We start from the raw sequence: 16,678 nt of genomic DNA on the forward strand, positions 1-16,678 counted from the left end.
ACCGCAATCATCTGGATCGAAACGCGGCGTTTCGCCTAAGAGGCGCCATGTCGCGCCTCACGGTCAACAACCAGCCGGTCGAATACCGGCTCGATCCCGCCACGCCCCTGCTGTGGGCGTTGCGCGACGCATCGAACCTGACCGGGACCAAATATGGCTGTGGCACAGGCGATTGCGGCGCGTGCACGGTGGATGTCGACGGGCGCGCGGTGCTGTCGTGCCGGGTCGCGATCGGATCGGTCGAGGGCAGCTACGTCACCACGATCGAGGGCCTGTCGCGCGAGCGCAACCATCCGCTGCAACTCGCCTTCATCGCCGCAAACGTGCCGCAATGCGGCTTCTGCATCCCCGGTATCCTCATGGCCGCCGCGGTGCTGCTCAAGCGCAGTCCCGATCCCAGCGAGGCCGATATCCGCGGCGCGATCCGCAACCTGTGCCGCTGCGGCATCTATCCGCGGCTGATCGAGGCGATCCAGCGTGCCGGTCGCGCCGCCCGCGGCGAGGAGACGATCCCCGCCGGCGCGCGACCCGGTATCGATCCCGCCGACGCGGCGCGCGTCGTCCCGGCGCTCGTGCCCCCGCCGGCCGACGCCGCGCGCGACAAGCTGTCGGAACGCTGACGATCCAATTCAGCTTCGTCACATCGCGTCGTCGCTAGAAGGAGTCATCATCGGAGTCGGCTCGTGCGCCGGCGGGTTGAGGACGAACAGGATGAAGACCGTGATCAAGGCGTTGCTGGCGGCATCGATGCTGATGCCGGTGGCCGCACAGGCGCAGGACGGACGCGGCGGCTGGGACCAGCGCGGGCCGGGGCCGGACCGCGGCCCACGCCCTGATGCCGGGGAGCGGCCGGAGCCCTCGGGCGATCGCGGATGGCAGGGCCAGGGACGCGCCGAGCGGCCGCAGCCGGGCGACTTCGGGCCGGATCGTGGTCCGCCGCCACCGCGCGAGCGGCGCGACGATGGTCCGGGGCGCGGCCCCGGCGATGGGGGACCGGGCTTTCGCGACGACCGTCCCGATCGCGGGCCGCGGCCGGATCGCGACGACCCGCGTCCTGATCGCGGCCCCAACGTCGGCTGGGGCAATGTCGGCCGCGCCGACGATGGCCGCGGCTGGGACGAGCGCCGGTTCGACGATCGCGGCCCCGCGGCGCGCGACTGGCGCGCGGGGCAGCGGGGCGACGCCTGGGACCGGCGCTGGCGCGACGACGACCGGTATGACTGGAACCGCTATCGCGCGGTGAACCGCGGCGCCTATCGCCTGCCGCGCTATTACGCGCCGTCGGGCTGGGGCCGCGGCTATCGCCGGTTCGGGGTCGGCGTGCCGCTGTCGCCGGTGTTGTTCAGCCGCGCCTATTGGATCGGCGATCCCTATGCCTATCGCCTGCCCGAAGCCTATGGTCCGTATCGCTGGGTGCGCTATTATGACGATGCGCTACTGGTCGACCTGCGCAGCGGGCTGGTGATCGATACGGTGTACGGCATCTTCTATTGATCGGGCGGGGCGTTAGCCTGCTTTGACGGTTGTCTTTGCGGCGCGGCGACGGCATTTTCCCGCCATGTTCGCCCGTCGCAAAGCGCCCGCCCCCTCCCCGCTGCGCCAGCAGGCCGGTGCCCGCGTCGCGCAGCGGCTCGACGGCAATCCCGCCGTCGTCCGGGCCGAGGTGCCGGCGATCCAGATCTATTATCAGCTCGATTTCCTCGATGCGGCGCAATGCGCGACGCTGATCGCGATGATCGACGCCAATCGCCGGCCATCGTCGCTGCTGTCGGATCGCGCCGACCCCGGCTTCCGCACCAGCGAGAGCTGCGACATGAACCGCTATGCGCCCGAGGTGCAGCCGATCGACGAGGCGATCGCGGCGCTGCTCGGCCTGCCCGCCGACCATGGCGAGACGCTGCAGGGCCAGCGCTACGCCGCCGGACAGCAGTTCCGCGCGCATCACGACTATTTCCACGAGACCGAGAGTTATTGGGAGCAGATGCAGGCGTCCGGCGGGCAGCGGACGTGGACCACGATGATCTATCTCAACGACGTCGCCGAGGGGGGCGCGACCTGGTTTCCGCAGGCCGGGTTCAAGATCGCACCGCGGCAAGGGCTGCTGCTCGCCTGGAACAACATGAACCCCGACGGCACGCCCAATACGGCGACGCTGCACGAGGGGACGGCGGTGGTGGAGGGGACGAAATATATCGTCACCAAGTGGTTCCGCGAGCGTTCCTGGCTCAAGCGATCCAATTGACCCGATGCTATAGGGTGGGAGCCGGGACGACCCGCGGCGAAATCGTTGCGGCTGCTTCCTTCCGGACCTGACCGGGTTGGCGACGACCACGTCCGCCCGACTCCCGCGCAAGCCTATGGCGACGTCGGGCCGCGGGATCAAGTGGTGAGTTGGATCAACGCCCTGCCCGATTCAATGCGACGAGCTTTTCGAACACGTCGAGATCGAGCGCCTGTTTGAAGCGGCAGCCGGCCGCGAAATCCTCGGCCCAGCGGACCTCGGCGGCGATCGGCGCTTCGCCGGGCAGCGTCAGCCAGATCATGCTGTGGCGGGTCAGCGGACAATAGGTCTGGAGGCGTGCGCCGTGGATCGAGATGTCGACGACCTTGCACAAGGCGCGGTTGGCCTTGCCGATATCGCCATCGAACGAAACCGGCGTGCGCGAGGCGCGACGCCGGCCGTAGGTCAGTGCAGGTTCGAACTCTGCCGCGAACATAGCCACGGTCTATCTAGACCATGGTTATGTTCGCGTTAACGCGCGGATCAGCTCTTGCGGAGCGTGAGACCGCCGCCGAAGCGCTTGTTGAAGCGGGCGACCTGGCCGCCGGCGTCGAGCATCGTGCCGCGACCACCGGTCCACGCCGGATGCGCCAGCGGATCGATGTCGAGCTGCATCGTGTCGCCTTCCTTGCCCCAGGTGGAGCGGGTCTCGAACACGGTACCGTCGGTCATCTGGACCTTGATCATGTGGTAGTCGGGATGGGTATCTTTCTTCACGTCACAATGCTCCGGATGCGGCTGGTTCCGACCAGCCTGGAAGGGAAGCGGCGCCCGTAGAGGAGCGCCGCGGGATTGTCAAAATGTGATGCCTTCCCCGTTCGTGCTGAGCCTGTCGCAGCACAGGTGGGTCTCACCTGCCCTTCGACAGGCTCAGGGCAAACGGAGGGGGCCGGTCCGCTGCTCAGGCCTTGGGCGGATCGGCGATCATCGCGGTGAAATTGGCTTCGGCGACGACCTGGCCGTCGATCTTCGCGACGCCGGCGAACTTGCACACCGAGCTGCGCTTCTGGACGAAGGTCGCTTCCAGCCGCAACAGCACGCCCGGTTCGACCGGCTTGCGGAACTTGGCACCGTCGATCGCCATGAAATAGACGAGCTTGCCCGAGCCGGCGAGGCCGAGACTCTCGACCGCGAGGATGCCGGCGGCCTGCGCCAGCGCCTCGACGATCAGCACGCCCGGCATGATCGGCCGACCGGGAAAATGCCCCTGGAAGAAGCCTTCGTTGATCGTCACCGCCTTGATCGCCGCGATCGACCGGTCGAGGATGATCTCCTCGACCCGGTCGACCAGCAGCATCGGGTAGCGATGCGGCAGGGCCGCCATGACCCGCCCGATATCGAGCGGCCCCATGGCCGTGCCCTGCTGCTGGGGTGCGTCGTCGCTCACCCGTGCAGCCTTAGCGGCCCTGCGGCGTGGCGCGCGGCGCGGCGCCGGCGGCCGGTGCCGGGGTGCCGGCGGCGGGAGCGGGCGCACCGGCCTGCTGACGACGGGCGGCGTTCGCATAGACGAGCTGGCGATATTGCTGCAGCAGCTCGACGGTCTGCTGCTGCGGCTGCCAGTTCGCCGGCGGGGTGATCGAGACGGTCGGCGTCGAACGGTCGAGCTCGGCGATGATGTCGCGGGTCACGTCGGTCGCCGGCGGCGCGTACTGGATCGCATTGGGCGCGAGCACTACGGTGATCTTCTTCGCGGCGACGACGGCGCGCAGCGCCGGATCGTATTTGGCGGTGATCTGCTCGAGCGCATAGGCCTGCGCCTTGATCGCCGGACCCTGCAGCGATTCGATGTTCGGCTGCGCCTTCTGCTGCGCGGCACGGACCTGGTTGCCGATCGCGCTGTTCTGCGCCTCGGCGGCGGCGGCTTCGGCCTGGCTGACCTGGCCGTCCTTGTTGGTGTCGAGCAGCGTGCGCAGCTGCGTGTTCAGCGCGGTCTGCGCAGCAGCGGCCTGATCGAGCTGGGTCTTGTAGGTGGTCGAGATCTGCTGATTGGCAGCGTCGAACGCCTTGGCGCTGAAGATCGCCGCATCGGCCTGCGCCGTGGCGATACCGGCCGTCTGCGCGGTCGCGGCGCCGGCCGCCAGCGCGATCGAGGCGCCGGCGAGTGCCGCCAGCGAGGTCTTGGTGATCGTCTTCATTAGAACTGAGTCCCCACGTTGAAGGTAATAAGCTTGGGATCGTCACCCTTCTGCGTGACGAGCGCCTTGGCAAGGTCGATCCGCAACGGACCAAATGGCGAAGTCCAGTTGACGCCGACGCCGATGCTGACGCGCGGCGTCGCACTGCTGGCGTAATAGGTTTCCTTGAACGGCGAAATCGGCGACTGATAGGCAATCGCGTTGGTCGAACTGCCCGAGCAGACGCCGCCGAGCGTCGCCGAATAGCCGATCGCGCAGGTCGTGAAATCGGTGGCGCCGGTCGCGGCACCGGTCGGCACCTGATACAGCTGCCGCCCCGACGAATCGAGCAGCAGGCGCTGGATCGGCAGTACGGTGACGTTGCCTGCGGCGTCGGTGATCGTCGGGAAGTTCGCGGTCGGCAGCGGTCGGGTCAGCCCGAACAGGCTGCCCGCCTGGACGTAGATCGACGGACGCAGGCCGAGTTCGCGCGCACCGGCGCCCAAGGGGATCTCCAGCTCGGCGCGGGCGAGATAGTAAGCACGACCGCCGAGCGCGTCGTCGACGAGCTGGTCGCGGTCGGTGACGAGGATCTGCTTACCCGTCGTCGTATCGACCGTATATTGCTGGCGCTGGACGCGCGGACCGACGCCGCGGATGTCGAAGCCGCGGAACTGCGGTTCGCCGAGATAGAAGCGATCGGTGATGCGGATGCGGTCGACGCCCTCGCCGCGACTGCCTTCGAGCGACTTGATATAGCCCGCCTCGCCGACCAGCGAGCCGATGAAGCCCGAGCCGACGTTGACGAACTTCGAGCCTTCGAGCCGGGTGCGGATGTACTTCACGTCGCCACCGAGACCGGCGAAATCCTGGCTGAAGCTGAGCCGCTGACCCGCGGTCGGGCGCAGGCGGCTGTTGAGGCTGTCGTAGATCAGCGAATAGCCGACCGACGAGGTCCAGCGGTTGCCGATCGCCTCGCAGAGATAGCGGCCGGCCTTGAGCGGGTCGCAGGCGCCGTCGGTGAAATAGGTCGACTGGTCGAGCCCGACCTCGTCGTAGGACAGGCCGTAGCGGCCGGCGAGCGACCAATATTCGGTCAGCGGCACGCCCATGCGGACCTGGAAGCCGGTCGACACCTGCGAATAGGTCGTCTGGCGCTGCGTGCCAATATAGTTGAACGAATTATAGTCGCGGCGGAACACGTCGACGCCGACCGCGACGTTCTTGTCGAAAAGATAGGGCTCGGTGAAGCCCAGCTCGACCGACTTCGAATAGGTCGAGTAATTGACACCGGCACGCAGCACCTGACCCTTGCCGCGGAAGTTGTTCTGCGTGATGTTGGCCTGGATGATGAAGCGTTCGAGGCTGGAATAGCCGACCGAGAGCTGGAGCTCACCGGTGCTCTTCTCTTCGAGCGTGGTGTCGAGGATGATGCGATCGGGGGTCGAGCCGGGGGTCTGCTTGATCTCCATCTTGTCCTGGAAGAAGCCCAGCGAGTTGATGCGATCCTGCGAGCGCTTGACCTGGAAGCTGTTGAACGCATCGCCCTCGGCGAGACGGATCTCGCGACGGACGACCTTGTCCTGCGTCTGCGTGTTGCCGTTGATGTCGATCCGCTCGACATAGGTGCGCTGCGCCTGCGCGATGTGGAAGTTCAGCCCCATCGTCAGCGTGTCGGCGTCGCGCGCATAATCGGGCTGCACGTCGGTGAAGGCGTAGCCGAACAGGCCGGCTGCCTCGCTCAACTGGTCGATCGACGTCTCGACCAGCTTGGCGTTGTACCAGTCGCCCTTCTTGACCGGCAGCGACGCCGCCAGCTTCTTGTTGTCGAAGTCGCGGATCTCGCTGTCGACGGTGACGTCGCCGAATTTGTAGCGCTTACCCTCTTCGACCACATAAGTGATGATGAAGTCGCGCTTGTCCGGGGTCAGCTCGGCGACCGCCGAGGTGACGCGGAAATCGGCATAGCCTTCGGTCAGATAGAATTGCCGCAGCTTCTGCTGGTCGTAATTCAGGCGATCCTGATCGTAGGAGGTGTTGGACGAGAGCAGGCGGAACCAGCGCGATTCCTTGGTGACCATCTCGCCGCGCAGTTTGCCGTCGTTGAAGATCTCGTTGCCGATGATGTTGATCTGGCGGACCTTGGACTTCGGCCCCTCGGTGATCTCGAACACCACGTCGACGCGATTCTGGTCGAGGCTGACCATCTTCGGGCTGATCACCGCGGCGAAACGGCCCTGGCGGCGATACAGTTCGATGATCCGCGACACGTCCTGGCGGACCGCGGTGCGGGTGAAGATCTGCCGCGGCGCGAGCTTGATCTCCTTGGTGATCTTGTCGCTCTTGAGCGCCTTGTTGCCCTCGAGGATCACGCGGTTGATGATCGGATTCTCGCGGATGCGCAGCACGATGTCGCCGGTCTCGACGCCCGAGATCGAGAAGTCGACGAACAGGTCCGACGCCTGCAGATCCTTCAACGCCTGATCGAGCGTCTCGGCGGTATAAGGGATGCCGACGCGCAGCTTGGTATAGGACAGCACCGTCTCGGGCTCGATGCGCTGCGAACCCTCGACGCGCAGCGTCTTGATCGTGCGTGCCACGGCCGGAGTCGCAGCCTGCGCCGTCGCCGGGGCGGCCGGGGCGGCGGGCGTGCGGGCGGCGCGGGCCGGCGTGCGCCCGGTGGCGGATGCGCGGGTGGGCGCCGGAGCCGGCGTCGGTGTCGCGGCGGGCGAGTCGGCGGCTGGCGCGGCGGGCTGCTGCGCCGCCGGTTCGGGCGCGGTCTGCGCCATCGCCGGCATGCCCGACAGCATCGTGCCGGCCAGCAACGCGGCGCTCACCGGCGCGAACTTGGTACTCTTCATCGCTGTCACTCAACCCACCCCAAATACGTCAGGATACCAATATCCGCCGGGACGCAGGCGCCTGCCCTGCCCCAAGCCGGTCAGCCGATCAAGCCGGCCAGCCGCTGCCACAGACCGACTGCACTCAAATCGTTGAAGGTCACGATCAGCATCAGCGCCAATACCGCGGCGAGTCCACCACGGAATGCCCATTCCTGCACCCTGGGTTCGAGGGGCCGGCGGCGGATCGCCTCGATCGCATAGAAGAAGAGGTGTCCGCCATCGAGCATCGGTACTGGCAGCAGATTGATGAACCCCAGATTGATCGACAGCATCGCCACCAGCCAGACGAACGCCGACACGCCGAGCGCCATCTGCTCGCCCGAGATCTTGGCGATGCGGATCGGGCCGCCGAGTTCGTCGATCGAGCGGCGGCCGCTGATGATCTGGCCGAGCGTTTCGAGCGTGCCCGAGATGATGTCGACGGTCATCCGCACGCCCGCCGCCGGCGCCTCGGCGAGGCCGACCGGCGCGAGCACCGGATCGCCGCTGCCGATGCCGATCCGCCCGATGCGATATTCGTTGCCGAAGCGGTCGCGCTGGTGAACGACGCCGATCGCGAGCGGGCGGTCGAACGTCGTGCCGCCGCGCACGACGCGCAACGTCACCTGCTCGCCCGGCCGGATCAGCGCATAGCGCGCGACGTCGGTGAAGGTCTGGATGGCGCGGCCGTCGATCGACAGGATGCGATCCCCCGGTTGCAGGCCCGCCTTCGCGCCGGGCGCGCCGGCGATCACCGTGCCGACCACCGCCGGGGTACGGTCGACGCCGTAATGATGCGCGAAGCCGGCGAGGATCAGCACCGCGAGGATCAGGTTGATCGCCGGCCCGGCGGCGACGATGATCGCGCGCTGCCACAGGGGCTTTGCCTGGAAGGTCAGCGCACGTTCGGCAGCGGGGAGCGCCAGCCACGCGGCGTCGGGCTGGCTCGCCGGGTTCATGTCGCCGGCGAAGCGGACATAGCCGCCGAGCGGCAGCCAGCCGAACTTCCAGCGGGTGCCGCGCGAATCGGTGATCCCCGCGATCTCGCGCCCGAAGCCGATGGAAAAGGCCTCCGCCTTCACGCCGAACAGCCGGCCGGCGAGATAATGGCCCATCTCGTGGATGAAGACGAGCGGGCCGATCGCGCAGAGGAACGCGAGTACGGCCATCAGAACGCCGGTAGACTGGATCAAGCTAGGCAATCCTTCACGCGCGAACCCTTACACGCCCCTTAGCATGGTCCCGAATACGCTCGTCCGCCATTCGTCGCGCCTCGCCGTCGATGGCGAGGACCGCCTCCAGCGTTTCCGGAGCCGGCGGATCGTAATGATCCAGCGTATCGGCGACGATTGCGGCAATTTCGAGGAAGCCGATACGCCGGTCGAGAAACGCGGCGACGGCGATCTCGTTGGCGGCGTTGAGGATGGCGGGACGCGCGCCACCCGCCTCCAGCGCGTCGCGCGCCAGCTTGATCGCCGGGAAGCGGACGGGATCGCACGCCTCGAAGTCGAGCCGGCCGATCGCGACGAGGTCGAGCGGCGCCATCGGCGTCGCCATCCGCTCGGGCCAGGCGAGCGTATGCGCGATCGGCACGCGCATGTCGGAGGGGCCGAGCTGCGCGAGCATCGAGCCGTCGACGTAATCGACCATCGAATGGATCACCGACTGGCGGTGCATCACCACCTCGATCCGTTCGTGCGGCACCGGGAACAGCCGCGCCGCCTCGATCAGCTCGAGGCCCTTGTTCATCATCGTCGCGCTGTCGATGCTGATCTTGGCGCCCATCGACCAATTGGGATGCGCGACCGCCTGTTCGACGGTGACGTCCGCCATCTGCTCGCGCGACCAGTCGCGGAACGGGCCGCCGCTGGCGGTGAGGATGATGCGTCGCACCCCCTCGGGCCGGGCGAAGTCGAAACATTGGTAGATGGCGTTATGTTCGCTGTCCGCGGGCAGCAGCGTCGCCCCCGAGCGCGCCGCGGCGGCGAGGATCACCTCGCCCGCCGACACCAAAGGCTCCTTGTTGGCGAGCACCACCGTGCCGCCGTGGCGGATCGCCGCCATGACGGGTTCGAGCCCGGCACAACCGACGATCGCGCCCATCGTCCAGTCGGCGCCCGCCGCGGCGTCGCAGATTGCCTGCCGCCCCGCGGCGACCTGCGTGACCGTGCCGGCGAGCGCGTCGCGCAAAGCAGGCAGGCAGGATTCGTCGGCGACCACCGCGAGCTCCGCCCCGGTGCGGCGCGCGGCGGCGGCGAGCTTGCCGACGTCGCCGTTCGCGGTGAGCGCGCGGACCCTGAAACGGTCGGGTTCGCGCTCGACGAGATCGAGCGTGGAGGTGCCGACCGAGCCGGTCGCACCGAGGATGGAGACGGTTTTCATATCAGAAGGCGAGCGGCACGACGACGAGCAGCGCCGCGACCGGCATAACCGGGACGACGCCGTCGAGACGGTCGAGGAAGCCGCCGTGGCCGGGGATGACGCTGCCCGAATCCTTGACGCCGGCGCGGCGCTTGAGGTGGCTCTCGTAGAGGTCGCCGGCCTGCGCGAGGATCGCGAGCAGCGGCGTCGCGATCACGAAGCGCAACGGGAGAAGGTAGACCTGGCCCATCACCGCGGCGACGACCGTCGCCAGCACGATGCCGCCGATCAGGCCGGCCCAGGTCTTGTTGGGACTGACCCGCGGCGCGAGCTTGGGGCCGCCGATGCTGCGCCCGGCGAAATAGGCACCGATGTCGGTCGCCCAGACGAGGCTCAGCGCCCATAAAGCGTTGCGCAGGCCATCGGGTTCGTGGCGGATCAGCAGCAGCGCGTAGATCGGCAGGCCGCAATAGAGCACGCCGGCGCCCAGTTGCGGGCGACGGCTGATGATCGTCAGGAAGAAGAAGGCGCCGACCAGCAGCCCGAGCGCGAAGAAATCAGGGCCGGCGGCAAGCGGACACATGATCGCAAGCGGCACCGACAGGACATATTGGCCGAGCCGCTTGGTCTTCGAATCGGCGCCGTGGAGGTCGCTCCACTCCGCCATCATGAAGACGCCGAGGGTGACGGCAAGCAGCCAGAAGACGAAGCCGCCGAGTGCCAGCGCGACCAGCGCGAGCGCGATCAGGGCCAGACCGGTAAGCGTACGGGTCGCAAGCTCCGAGGGGCGCTTGCCGGCGGGCGCGTCGCTCACAGGCCGCCGTAGCGCCGCTGGCGCTGCCCGAAGGCGGCGATGGCGTCGCCGAGCGTGTCGGCGGTGAAATCGGGCCAGAGCGTGTCGACGAACAGCAGCTCGGCATAGGCCGCCTGCCATAGCAGGAAATTGGACAGCCGCTGCTCGCCCGACGAACGGATCACGAGGTCGAGCGGCGGCAGGTCGGCGGTGTCGAGCTCCGCCTCGATATGCTCGGCGGTGATCGCGGCCGCGTCGATCTCGCCCGCGGCGGCGCGTGCGGCGAGCCGGCGGGTGGCGGCGACCAGTTCGGCCTGCGAGCCGTAGTTGAGCGCGATCACCAGGATCGGACCGGTGTTGGCGGCGGTCTTGGCCATCGCATCGTCGACCAGCGCGACCAGATCGGGTGCGAAGCGGCGATAGTCGCCGATGATGCGCAGCCGCACGTTCTCGGCGACCAGCTCGGCGAGATCGCTGCGGATGAACAGCCGCAGCAACCCCATCAGCGCGCCGACCTCATCCTCGGGACGGCGCCAGTTCTCGCTGGAGAAAGCGTAGAGCGTCAGCGCCTCGACGCCCATCGCGCGCGCGGCGCGCGTGACGCGGCGCACCGCCTCGACCCCGGCCCTGTGACCGGCGACGCGCGGCAGATGCCGCGCCTTCGCCCAGCGGCCGTTGCCGTCCATGATGATCGCGACGTGACGCGGCACCGGCCCCGTGTCCGGGACCGCCGCCAGCGACGCAACCGAGGCCGCGATCGGACTCACTTTCCGAGGATTTCCTTTTCCTTCGCCGCCGCCGCCGCATCGAGCTCGGCGACCGTCGCGTCGGTGAGCTTCTGCACCTCGGTCTCGTGGCGCTTGCGCTCGTCCTCGCTGATGACGCCCTTCTTCTCGTCGGTCTTCAACGCGTCCATGCCGTCGCGCCGCACGTTGCGGACCGCGATCCGCGCGCCCTCGGCATATTTGCCGGCGAGCTTGGCGAGTTCCTTGCGGCGATCCTCGGTGAGATCGGGGATCGGCAGGCGCAGCGTCTGGCCGTCGTTGATCGGATTGAGGCCGAGGCCGGCGGAGCGGATCGCCTTCTCGACCGGGCCGACGTTCGACTTGTCCCACACCTGCACCGACAGCATGCGCGGCTCGGGTACCGAGACGGTGGCGACCTGCACCAGCGGCATGTGGCTGCCATAGACCTCGACCGTCACCGGATCGAGCAGGGCGGTGGAGGCGCGGCCGGTGCGCAGGCCGTTGAGGTCGTGCTTGAGCGCCTCGACGGCGCCGGCCATCCGGCGCTCGAGATCGGCCTTGTCATAGGCTGCCATGGTCTACTCCTGTTCGTTCTGGACGACCGTCGAGATGCCATCACCGTTGAGAACCGCGGCGAAATTGCCGTGTTCGCGGATGTTGAAGACGACGATCGGAATGTTGTTGTCGCGGCACAGCGCGATCGCGCTGGCGTCCATGACCTTGAGGTCGTCGGACAGCACCTTCGAATAGCTGACCGTGGCATAGCGCGTCGCGGTCGGCACCTTCTTGGGATCGGCATCGTAGACGCCGTCGACCGAAGTGCCCTTGAACAAGGCATCGCACTTCATCTCGGCGGCGCGCAGCGCGGCACCGGAATCGGTGGTGAAGAACGGGCTGCCGACGCCCGCGGCGAAGATCACCACGCGCCCCTTTTCGAGGTGGCGTTCGGCGCGGCGGCGAATGAACGGCTCGCACACCGACGCCATCGGGATCGCCGACTGGACGCGCGTTTCGACGCCGATCTGCTCAAGCGCATTCTGCACCGCGAGGGCGTTCATGACCGTGGCGAGCATCCCCATATAATCGCCGGTCGCGCGTTCCATGCCACGCGCCGCGCCGGAGATGCCGCGGAAGATGTTGCCACCGCCGACGACGATGCAGAGCTCATAGCCCTGCGCCTTGACGTCGGCGATCTCCTCGGCGACGCGCGCGGTCACGGCGGGATCGATGGACAGGCCACCGCCCTCGCCCATCAGCACTTCGCCGGACAGTTTCAACAAGATGCGTTTGAAGCGCGGCGCGAACGTCATAAGTTCCTATCGCTGGTGGGAGAAAGCGGGTCGGACCTTAGGCCGACGCGCGCGCCGGGGCAACCTTCGCCTGATCGGATCCGGGGTTATGTGCGCCGGTGCAGGATGCCGATCCGCCCGACGGTCATGGCAACGACAAAGGGCGCCGCGCGGGATGCGCGACGCCCTTCGCTGGATGCCATGGCGCGCCGCAGCGCGCCGGCCGGATCAGGCCTTCTGCGCGACGCCCGAGGCGGCGGCGACTTCGGCGGCGAAGTCGGACGTTTCCTTCTCGATGCCCTCGCCGAGCTGGAAGCGGACATAGTCCTTCAGCACGATCGACGCGCCGGCGTCCTTGGCCGCCTTGGCGACGACGTCGCTGATCTTGGTCTTGCCGTCCATGACGAACAGCTGGCTGACCAGCGCATGCTCCTTGCGGAACTTGGCGATGCCGCCCTCGACCATCTTGGCGATGATATCGGCGGGCTTGCCCGATTCGGCGGCCTTCTCGGTCGCGATCGCACGCTCGCGCTCGATCTCGGCCTCGTCGAGGTCTTCCTCGTTGAGCGCCTTCGGGAAGGCCGCGGCGATGTGCATCGCGATCTGCTTGCCGAGACCCTGCAGCACCTCGTCCGAGGCATCCGATTCGAGCGCGACGAGCACGCCGATCTTGCCGAGACCCGGCGACGCCTGATTGTGGACGTAGGACACGACCGCGCCCTGCGACACTTCGAGGCGACGCGCGCGGCGCAGCGACTGGTTCTCGCCGATCGTGGCGATGTTGTTGGTCAGCACTTCGGCGACGGTGGTGCCCGACGGCATCGCCTCGGCCTTCAGCGCCTCGATGTCGCCGCCGGTGGCGAGCGCGATCTGGGTCACTTCACGGACGAACTGCTGGAACTGGTCGTTCTTGGCGACGAAGTCGGTTTCCGAATTGACCTCGACCGCGGCGCCCTTGGTGCCGGCGGTGGCGACGCCGACGAGACCTTCGGCGGCGGTGCGGCTCGACTTCTTCTGCGCGGCGGCGAGGCCCTTGGTGCGCAGCCAGTCCAGCGCGGCGTCCATGTCGCCCGAGGTCTCGTTGAGCGCCTTCTTGCAATCCATCATGCCCGCGCCGCTCTTCTCGCGCAGGTCCTTGACCATCGCTGCGGTGATATCAGCCATGTTGCATATTCCTTGTTCTGAATGTGTTTACGGGCGAGGCAGGGCGCCGCCCTACCCCGCCCGCATGACGGTTCGACGACGGCGGTTACGCGTCGATCTGACGCTCGGCCTCGGCGCCCGCACCCTCGACCGTGCCGGCAGCCTGCTGCTCGGGCTCGGGGGTCGGGACGGTCAGCGCTTCCTCGACCGGGGCGACATCCTGCGCACCGAGATCGACGCCGCGGCGCGACTGCTGCTCCTGGTTGCCGCGCGTCGCCGCGATGGCGATCGCTTCGCAATACAGGCGGATGGCGCGGCTGGCGTCGTCGTTCGCCGGCACCGGGAATGCGATGCCGTCGGGCGAGACGTTCGAATCGAGGATCGCGACGACCGGGATGCCGAGCGTGTTGGCTTCCTTGATCGCCAGCTCTTCCTTGTTCGCGTCGATCACGAACATGACGTCGGGCACGCCGCCCATGTCGCGGATGCCGCCGAGCGACATTTCGAGCTTGTCCTTCTCACGGGTGAGCTGGAGCACTTCCTTCTTGGTGAGGCCGTGCGTGTCGCCCGAAAGCTGCTCTTCCAGCGTCTTCAAGCGCTTGATCGAGTTGCTGATCGTCTTCCAGTTGGTGAGCATGCCGCCCAGCCAGCGGTGGTTGACGAAATGCTGGCCCGAACGACGCGCCGCATCGGCGACGGCGTCCTGCGCCTGGCGCTTGGTGCCGACGAACAGAACCTTGCCGCCGCCGGCGACCGACGACGAGACGAACTCGAGCGCGCGGGCGAAGAGGGGAACGGTCTGCGACAGGTCGAGGATATGGACGCCGTTACGGTCGCCGAAGATGTAGGGCTTCATCTTCGGGTTCCAGCGGTGGGTCTGGTGGCCGAAGTGCGCGCCGGTCTCGATGAGCTGCTGCATGGTGACGACGGGAGCCGCCATAGGATGAGTCCTTTCCGGTTAATGCCTCTGGGAAGCGGATGACGCGGGCCTTGCGGCCGCACGCACCGGGCTATGATGCTTCCCATGCGGGGTTAGAGGGCTGCGCCATTAGCCGCAGCGGACGCAGAACGCAAGTCGTTCCAACCCGCTTGACAGGTAGAACGTAGGTGGAACATAAAGCGTCCAGACAGTGGACACGGTGAGTCTAACCCAGTTTAGCGGCGCTGCGGCGAAGCGAAATCGGCGAAAATGGACCCAGCGCGGAACTCACTGATTAAACAATGGTTAAGCGAGTTATCCACAGGCTGCTCGCTCGCCTGCCAGGGAGTCGGTTCGATGGTTGCAGTCGTCAGTGTTCTCGTTTTTGCCGGTGCGTTCGCGGTTGCCGCGGGCGTGATCGCCGCGACGGTCGCGCCCCAGTGGCAGCGTATCGTCCGCCTCGCCGCCGGCAACGTCGAGCCCGCCTTCGCTCCGCTGTCGCAGCTCGCCTCGGCCGAACGCCGCATCGCCGTCAGGCGCTGGGCGTCGGCTCCGGTTCCCGCTGGCGTTCGCCGCCTGCGCGCTGCCGCCTGATCTTAGCATAACTGGCGACGCTGAACGGGATCGTGATCAGGTAACCGACACAGATCGCGCTCAGCGTATGCCATGGCGCCGAGACGAGCGCCGCGCCGAGCAGGACGACGCCGGCGATCGCCTCGAACCGGATCGTCCGGCGCAGGCGCAGCGAGCCCCACGAGAAGGTGGCGACGCTCGACACCATCAGCAGCGCGATGAACGCCACCCAGAGCGCGACGAGATACGGGTTGGCGAAGATCGGCTGATCGGTCCAGAACCAGAAATAGAGCGGCAGCATCGCGAGACCCGCCCCGGCTGGTGCCGGCACACCGGTGAGGAAGCCCGCCGATTTGTGCGGCTGATCGTCGGCGTCGATCGCCGCGTTGAACCGCGCGAGGCGAAGCGCGCAGAAGACCGCGAGGATCAGCGCGCTGATCCAGCCGAGCCGCGGCAGCGCGGCGAGCGACCAGAGATACATGATGAGCGCCGGTGCGACGCCGAACGAGATCGCATCGGACAGCGAATCGAGTTCGGCGCCGAAGCGGCTCTCGCCGTGGAGCATGCGGGCGATGCGCCCGTCGAGCCCGTCGAGCACGCCGGCGATCATGATCATCGTCACCGCACTCTGCCATTCGCCGCCGATCGCGAAGCGCACGCCGCTGAGGCCCGAGCAGAGCGCGAGCGCGGTGACGGCATTGGGGGCGACGGCGCGCAGCGGCAGCCCGCGCGGACGGCGGGGCAGGCGACGCGGCAGGCGGCGGGCGGGATCGGGGGTGGAGTCGCGCGGTTCCATTTACTTGCCGATCATTGTGCGATGCCGGTGACGGCCATGCCGCCGATACGGCCGACCACCGTCTCGCCGGCGATCGTGCGCTGGCCGAGCGTCACCTGCGGGATGATGTCGTCCGGAAGGAAGACGTCGACGCGGCTGCCGAAGCGGATCAGGCCGATCCGCTGGCCGGTCGCGACCATGTCGCCCGGCTTGACGAAGGGCACGATGCGGCGCGCGACCAGCCCGGCGATCTGGGTGAAGCCGATGCGGCGGCCATCCCGCCCCTCGACAACGATATGCTGGCGCTCGTTCTCGTCGGACGCCTTGTCGAGATCGGCGTTGAGGAACTTGCCGCTGATATAGACGACCTGGCGGATCGTACCCGCGATCGGCGTCCGGTTGATGTGCACGTCGAACACCGACATGAAGATCGACACCCGCGTCAACGGCACCTCGCCCAGTTCGCCGACCAATTCGCGCGGCACCGCCACCCGCTGGATCATCGTGACGAGCCCGTCGGCGGGGGCGATGACGAGGCCGTCGCCGACCGGCGTGGTCCGGATCGGATCGCGGAAGAAGGTCAGCACCCAGACGACGACGGCGAGCAGCGGCCAGAACAGCACCTTGGTGACGATCGTCGCGATCAGCGTGAGCCCAAGCGCGATGGCGGCGTATTTATGGCCTTCGGGGTGGACCGAAGGGAAGCGCCACTTCACCGTGGTCGTCGGCAGCGGGCTGGTCGGTGGCTTTTCGAGCGATGGCATAACCACGGGGTGTAACCGTGTCGTTCATGCAACACAAC

General features: G+C 67.6%; 19 protein-coding genes and 1 other RNA gene. 4 read left to right on the forward strand and 16 right to left on the reverse strand.

The window, feature by feature from the left end; all coding sequences use genetic code 11:
- Nucleotides 1-47 precede the first annotated feature (47 nt).
- From AC07U4_RS03605 to AC07U4_RS03615, 3 genes are all read left to right on the forward strand, one after another.
- Nucleotides 48-620 (forward strand): (2Fe-2S)-binding protein, encoded by a 573-nt coding sequence (locus AC07U4_RS03605; protein WP_495194466.1) that lies wholly within the window; start codon nucleotides 48-50, stop codon nucleotides 618-620.
- A 91-nt stretch (nucleotides 621-711) separates the two neighbouring features.
- Entirely contained in the window at nucleotides 712-1,494 is a 783-nt protein-coding gene (locus AC07U4_RS03610; RefSeq protein WP_495194467.1) for an RcnB family protein, read from the forward strand.
- Nucleotides 1,495-1,558: 64 nt separating this feature from the next.
- A complete protein-coding gene (locus AC07U4_RS03615) occupies nucleotides 1,559-2,242 on the forward strand; it encodes a 2OG-Fe(II) oxygenase (protein WP_495194468.1) in 684 nt (227 codons plus the stop codon).
- Between the two features lie 10 nt (nucleotides 2,243-2,252).
- Here AC07U4_RS03615 and ffs read toward each other — a convergent pair.
- The 14 genes from ffs to rpsB all read right to left on the reverse strand — a co-directional run bounded on the left by ffs (nucleotide 2,253) and on the right by rpsB (nucleotide 14,549).
- Nucleotides 2,253-2,350: signal recognition particle sRNA small type (ffs, locus tag AC07U4_RS03620), an RNA gene on the reverse strand.
- A gap of 46 nt (nucleotides 2,351-2,396) precedes the next feature.
- A complete protein-coding gene (locus tag AC07U4_RS03625) occupies nucleotides 2,397-2,717 on the reverse strand; it encodes a PilZ domain-containing protein (protein WP_038659864.1) in 321 nt (106 codons plus the stop codon).
- 47 nt (nucleotides 2,718-2,764) lie between these two features.
- Nucleotides 2,765-2,998: a 50S ribosomal protein L31 gene (gene rpmE, locus AC07U4_RS03630; RefSeq protein WP_037535430.1), complete on the reverse strand. Its 234-nt coding sequence runs from the start codon at nucleotides 2,996-2,998 to the stop codon at nucleotides 2,765-2,767.
- A 184-nt stretch (nucleotides 2,999-3,182) separates the two neighbouring features.
- On the reverse strand, nucleotides 3,183-3,632 hold the full coding sequence (fabZ, locus tag AC07U4_RS03635; RefSeq protein ID WP_038659868.1) for a 3-hydroxyacyl-ACP dehydratase FabZ: 450 nt from the start codon (nucleotides 3,630-3,632) through the stop codon (nucleotides 3,183-3,185).
- 46 nt (nucleotides 3,633-3,678) lie between these two features.
- The gene (locus AC07U4_RS03640; RefSeq protein ID WP_038659872.1) at nucleotides 3,679-4,416 is read right to left on the reverse strand and encodes an OmpH family outer membrane protein; all 738 of its coding nucleotides are present in this window, start codon (nucleotides 4,414-4,416) and stop codon (nucleotides 3,679-3,681) included.
- The gene (bamA, locus tag AC07U4_RS03645) at nucleotides 4,416-7,256 is read right to left on the reverse strand and encodes an outer membrane protein assembly factor BamA (protein ID WP_495194469.1); all 2,841 of its coding nucleotides are present in this window, start codon (nucleotides 7,254-7,256) and stop codon (nucleotides 4,416-4,418) included. The genes AC07U4_RS03640 and bamA overlap by 1 nt, the downstream gene beginning before the upstream one ends.
- 80 nt (nucleotides 7,257-7,336) lie before the next feature.
- Nucleotides 7,337-8,470, reverse strand: coding sequence for an RIP metalloprotease RseP (gene rseP, locus AC07U4_RS03650; protein ID WP_495194470.1), 1,134 nt, complete (start codon nucleotides 8,468-8,470; stop codon nucleotides 7,337-7,339).
- 13 nt (nucleotides 8,471-8,483) lie between these two features.
- Nucleotides 8,484-9,659, reverse strand: a complete 1,176-nt coding sequence (locus tag AC07U4_RS03655) for a 1-deoxy-D-xylulose-5-phosphate reductoisomerase (protein ID WP_038659881.1) — start codon at nucleotides 9,657-9,659, stop codon at nucleotides 8,484-8,486.
- 1 nt (nucleotide 9,660) lies between these two features.
- On the reverse strand, nucleotides 9,661-10,452 hold the full coding sequence (locus AC07U4_RS03660) for a phosphatidate cytidylyltransferase (RefSeq protein WP_495194471.1): 792 nt from the start codon (nucleotides 10,450-10,452) through the stop codon (nucleotides 9,661-9,663).
- Entirely contained in the window at nucleotides 10,449-11,198 is a 750-nt protein-coding gene (locus AC07U4_RS03665) for an isoprenyl transferase (protein WP_495180072.1), read from the reverse strand. The genes AC07U4_RS03660 and AC07U4_RS03665 overlap by 4 nt, the downstream gene beginning before the upstream one ends.
- A complete protein-coding gene (gene frr, locus AC07U4_RS03670) occupies nucleotides 11,195-11,752 on the reverse strand; it encodes a ribosome recycling factor (RefSeq protein ID WP_038659886.1) in 558 nt (185 codons plus the stop codon). The genes AC07U4_RS03665 and frr overlap by 4 nt, the downstream gene beginning before the upstream one ends.
- A 3-nt stretch (nucleotides 11,753-11,755) precedes the next feature.
- Complete coding sequence (gene pyrH, locus AC07U4_RS03675) at nucleotides 11,756-12,487, reverse strand: UMP kinase (protein WP_038659889.1); 732 nt, start codon at nucleotides 12,485-12,487, stop codon at nucleotides 11,756-11,758.
- 207 nt (nucleotides 12,488-12,694) lie between these two features.
- Nucleotides 12,695-13,630, reverse strand: coding sequence for a translation elongation factor Ts (gene tsf, locus AC07U4_RS03680; RefSeq protein ID WP_038659892.1), 936 nt, complete (start codon nucleotides 13,628-13,630; stop codon nucleotides 12,695-12,697).
- 85 nt (nucleotides 13,631-13,715) lie between these two features.
- Nucleotides 13,716-14,549: a 30S ribosomal protein S2 gene (gene rpsB / locus AC07U4_RS03685; protein WP_322849520.1), complete on the reverse strand. Its 834-nt coding sequence runs from the start codon at nucleotides 14,547-14,549 to the stop codon at nucleotides 13,716-13,718.
- Nucleotides 14,550-14,885: 336 nt separating this feature from the next.
- Between rpsB and AC07U4_RS03690 the strand changes: the two genes are divergently transcribed.
- On the forward strand, nucleotides 14,886-15,122 hold the full coding sequence (locus AC07U4_RS03690; RefSeq protein ID WP_081974326.1) for a hypothetical protein: 237 nt from the start codon (nucleotides 14,886-14,888) through the stop codon (nucleotides 15,120-15,122).
- Here AC07U4_RS03690 and AC07U4_RS03695 read toward each other — a convergent pair.
- Both AC07U4_RS03695 and AC07U4_RS03700 read right to left on the reverse strand, forming a co-directional pair.
- Complete coding sequence (locus tag AC07U4_RS03695; RefSeq protein ID WP_052075505.1) at nucleotides 15,061-15,897, reverse strand: CDP-alcohol phosphatidyltransferase family protein; 837 nt, start codon at nucleotides 15,895-15,897, stop codon at nucleotides 15,061-15,063. The two genes, AC07U4_RS03690 and AC07U4_RS03695, sit on opposite strands and share 62 nt — an antisense overlap.
- An 11-nt stretch (nucleotides 15,898-15,908) precedes the next feature.
- Complete coding sequence (locus AC07U4_RS03700) at nucleotides 15,909-16,640, reverse strand: phosphatidylserine decarboxylase (protein ID WP_137898661.1); 732 nt, start codon at nucleotides 16,638-16,640, stop codon at nucleotides 15,909-15,911.
- Nucleotides 16,641-16,678 lie beyond the last annotated feature (38 nt).

Source organism: Sphingomonas sp. GW821-FHT02B09, from assembly GCF_059421875.1.

Excerpts from the sequence above, each read along its gene's own strand:
- AC07U4_RS03605 (WP_495194466.1), top strand. The coding sequence starts at position 48 with ATGTCGCGCCTCACGGTCAACAACCAGCCGGTCGAATACCGGCTCGAT.
- AC07U4_RS03610 (WP_495194467.1), top strand. The coding sequence starts at position 712 with ATGAAGACCGTGATCAAGGCGTTGCTGGCGGCATCGATGCTGATGCCG.
- AC07U4_RS03615 (WP_495194468.1), top strand. The coding sequence starts at position 1,559 with ATGTTCGCCCGTCGCAAAGCGCCCGCCCCCTCCCCGCTGCGCCAGCAG.
- AC07U4_RS03625 (WP_038659864.1), bottom strand. The coding sequence starts at position 2,717 with ATGTTCGCGGCAGAGTTCGAACCTGCACTGACCTACGGCCGGCGTCGC.
- fabZ (WP_038659868.1), bottom strand. The coding sequence starts at position 3,632 with ATGGGGCCGCTCGATATCGGGCGGGTCATGGCGGCCCTGCCGCATCGC.
- AC07U4_RS03640 (WP_038659872.1), bottom strand. The coding sequence starts at position 4,416 with ATGAAGACGATCACCAAGACCTCGCTGGCGGCACTCGCCGGCGCCTCG.
- bamA (WP_495194469.1), bottom strand. The coding sequence starts at position 7,256 with ATGAAGAGTACCAAGTTCGCGCCGGTGAGCGCCGCGTTGCTGGCCGGC.
- AC07U4_RS03655 (WP_038659881.1), bottom strand. The coding sequence starts at position 9,659 with ATGAAAACCGTCTCCATCCTCGGTGCGACCGGCTCGGTCGGCACCTCC.
- frr (WP_038659886.1), bottom strand. The coding sequence starts at position 11,752 with ATGGCAGCCTATGACAAGGCCGATCTCGAGCGCCGGATGGCCGGCGCC.
- pyrH (WP_038659889.1), bottom strand. The coding sequence starts at position 12,487 with ATGACGTTCGCGCCGCGCTTCAAACGCATCTTGTTGAAACTGTCCGGC.
- tsf (WP_038659892.1), bottom strand. The coding sequence starts at position 13,630 with ATGGCTGATATCACCGCAGCGATGGTCAAGGACCTGCGCGAGAAGAGC.
- rpsB (WP_322849520.1), bottom strand. The coding sequence starts at position 14,549 with ATGGCGGCTCCCGTCGTCACCATGCAGCAGCTCATCGAGACCGGCGCG.
- AC07U4_RS03690 (WP_081974326.1), top strand. The coding sequence starts at position 14,886 with ATGGTTGCAGTCGTCAGTGTTCTCGTTTTTGCCGGTGCGTTCGCGGTT.
- AC07U4_RS03695 (WP_052075505.1), bottom strand. The coding sequence starts at position 15,897 with ATGGAACCGCGCGACTCCACCCCCGATCCCGCCCGCCGCCTGCCGCGT.
- AC07U4_RS03700 (WP_137898661.1), bottom strand. The coding sequence starts at position 16,640 with ATGCCATCGCTCGAAAAGCCACCGACCAGCCCGCTGCCGACGACCACG.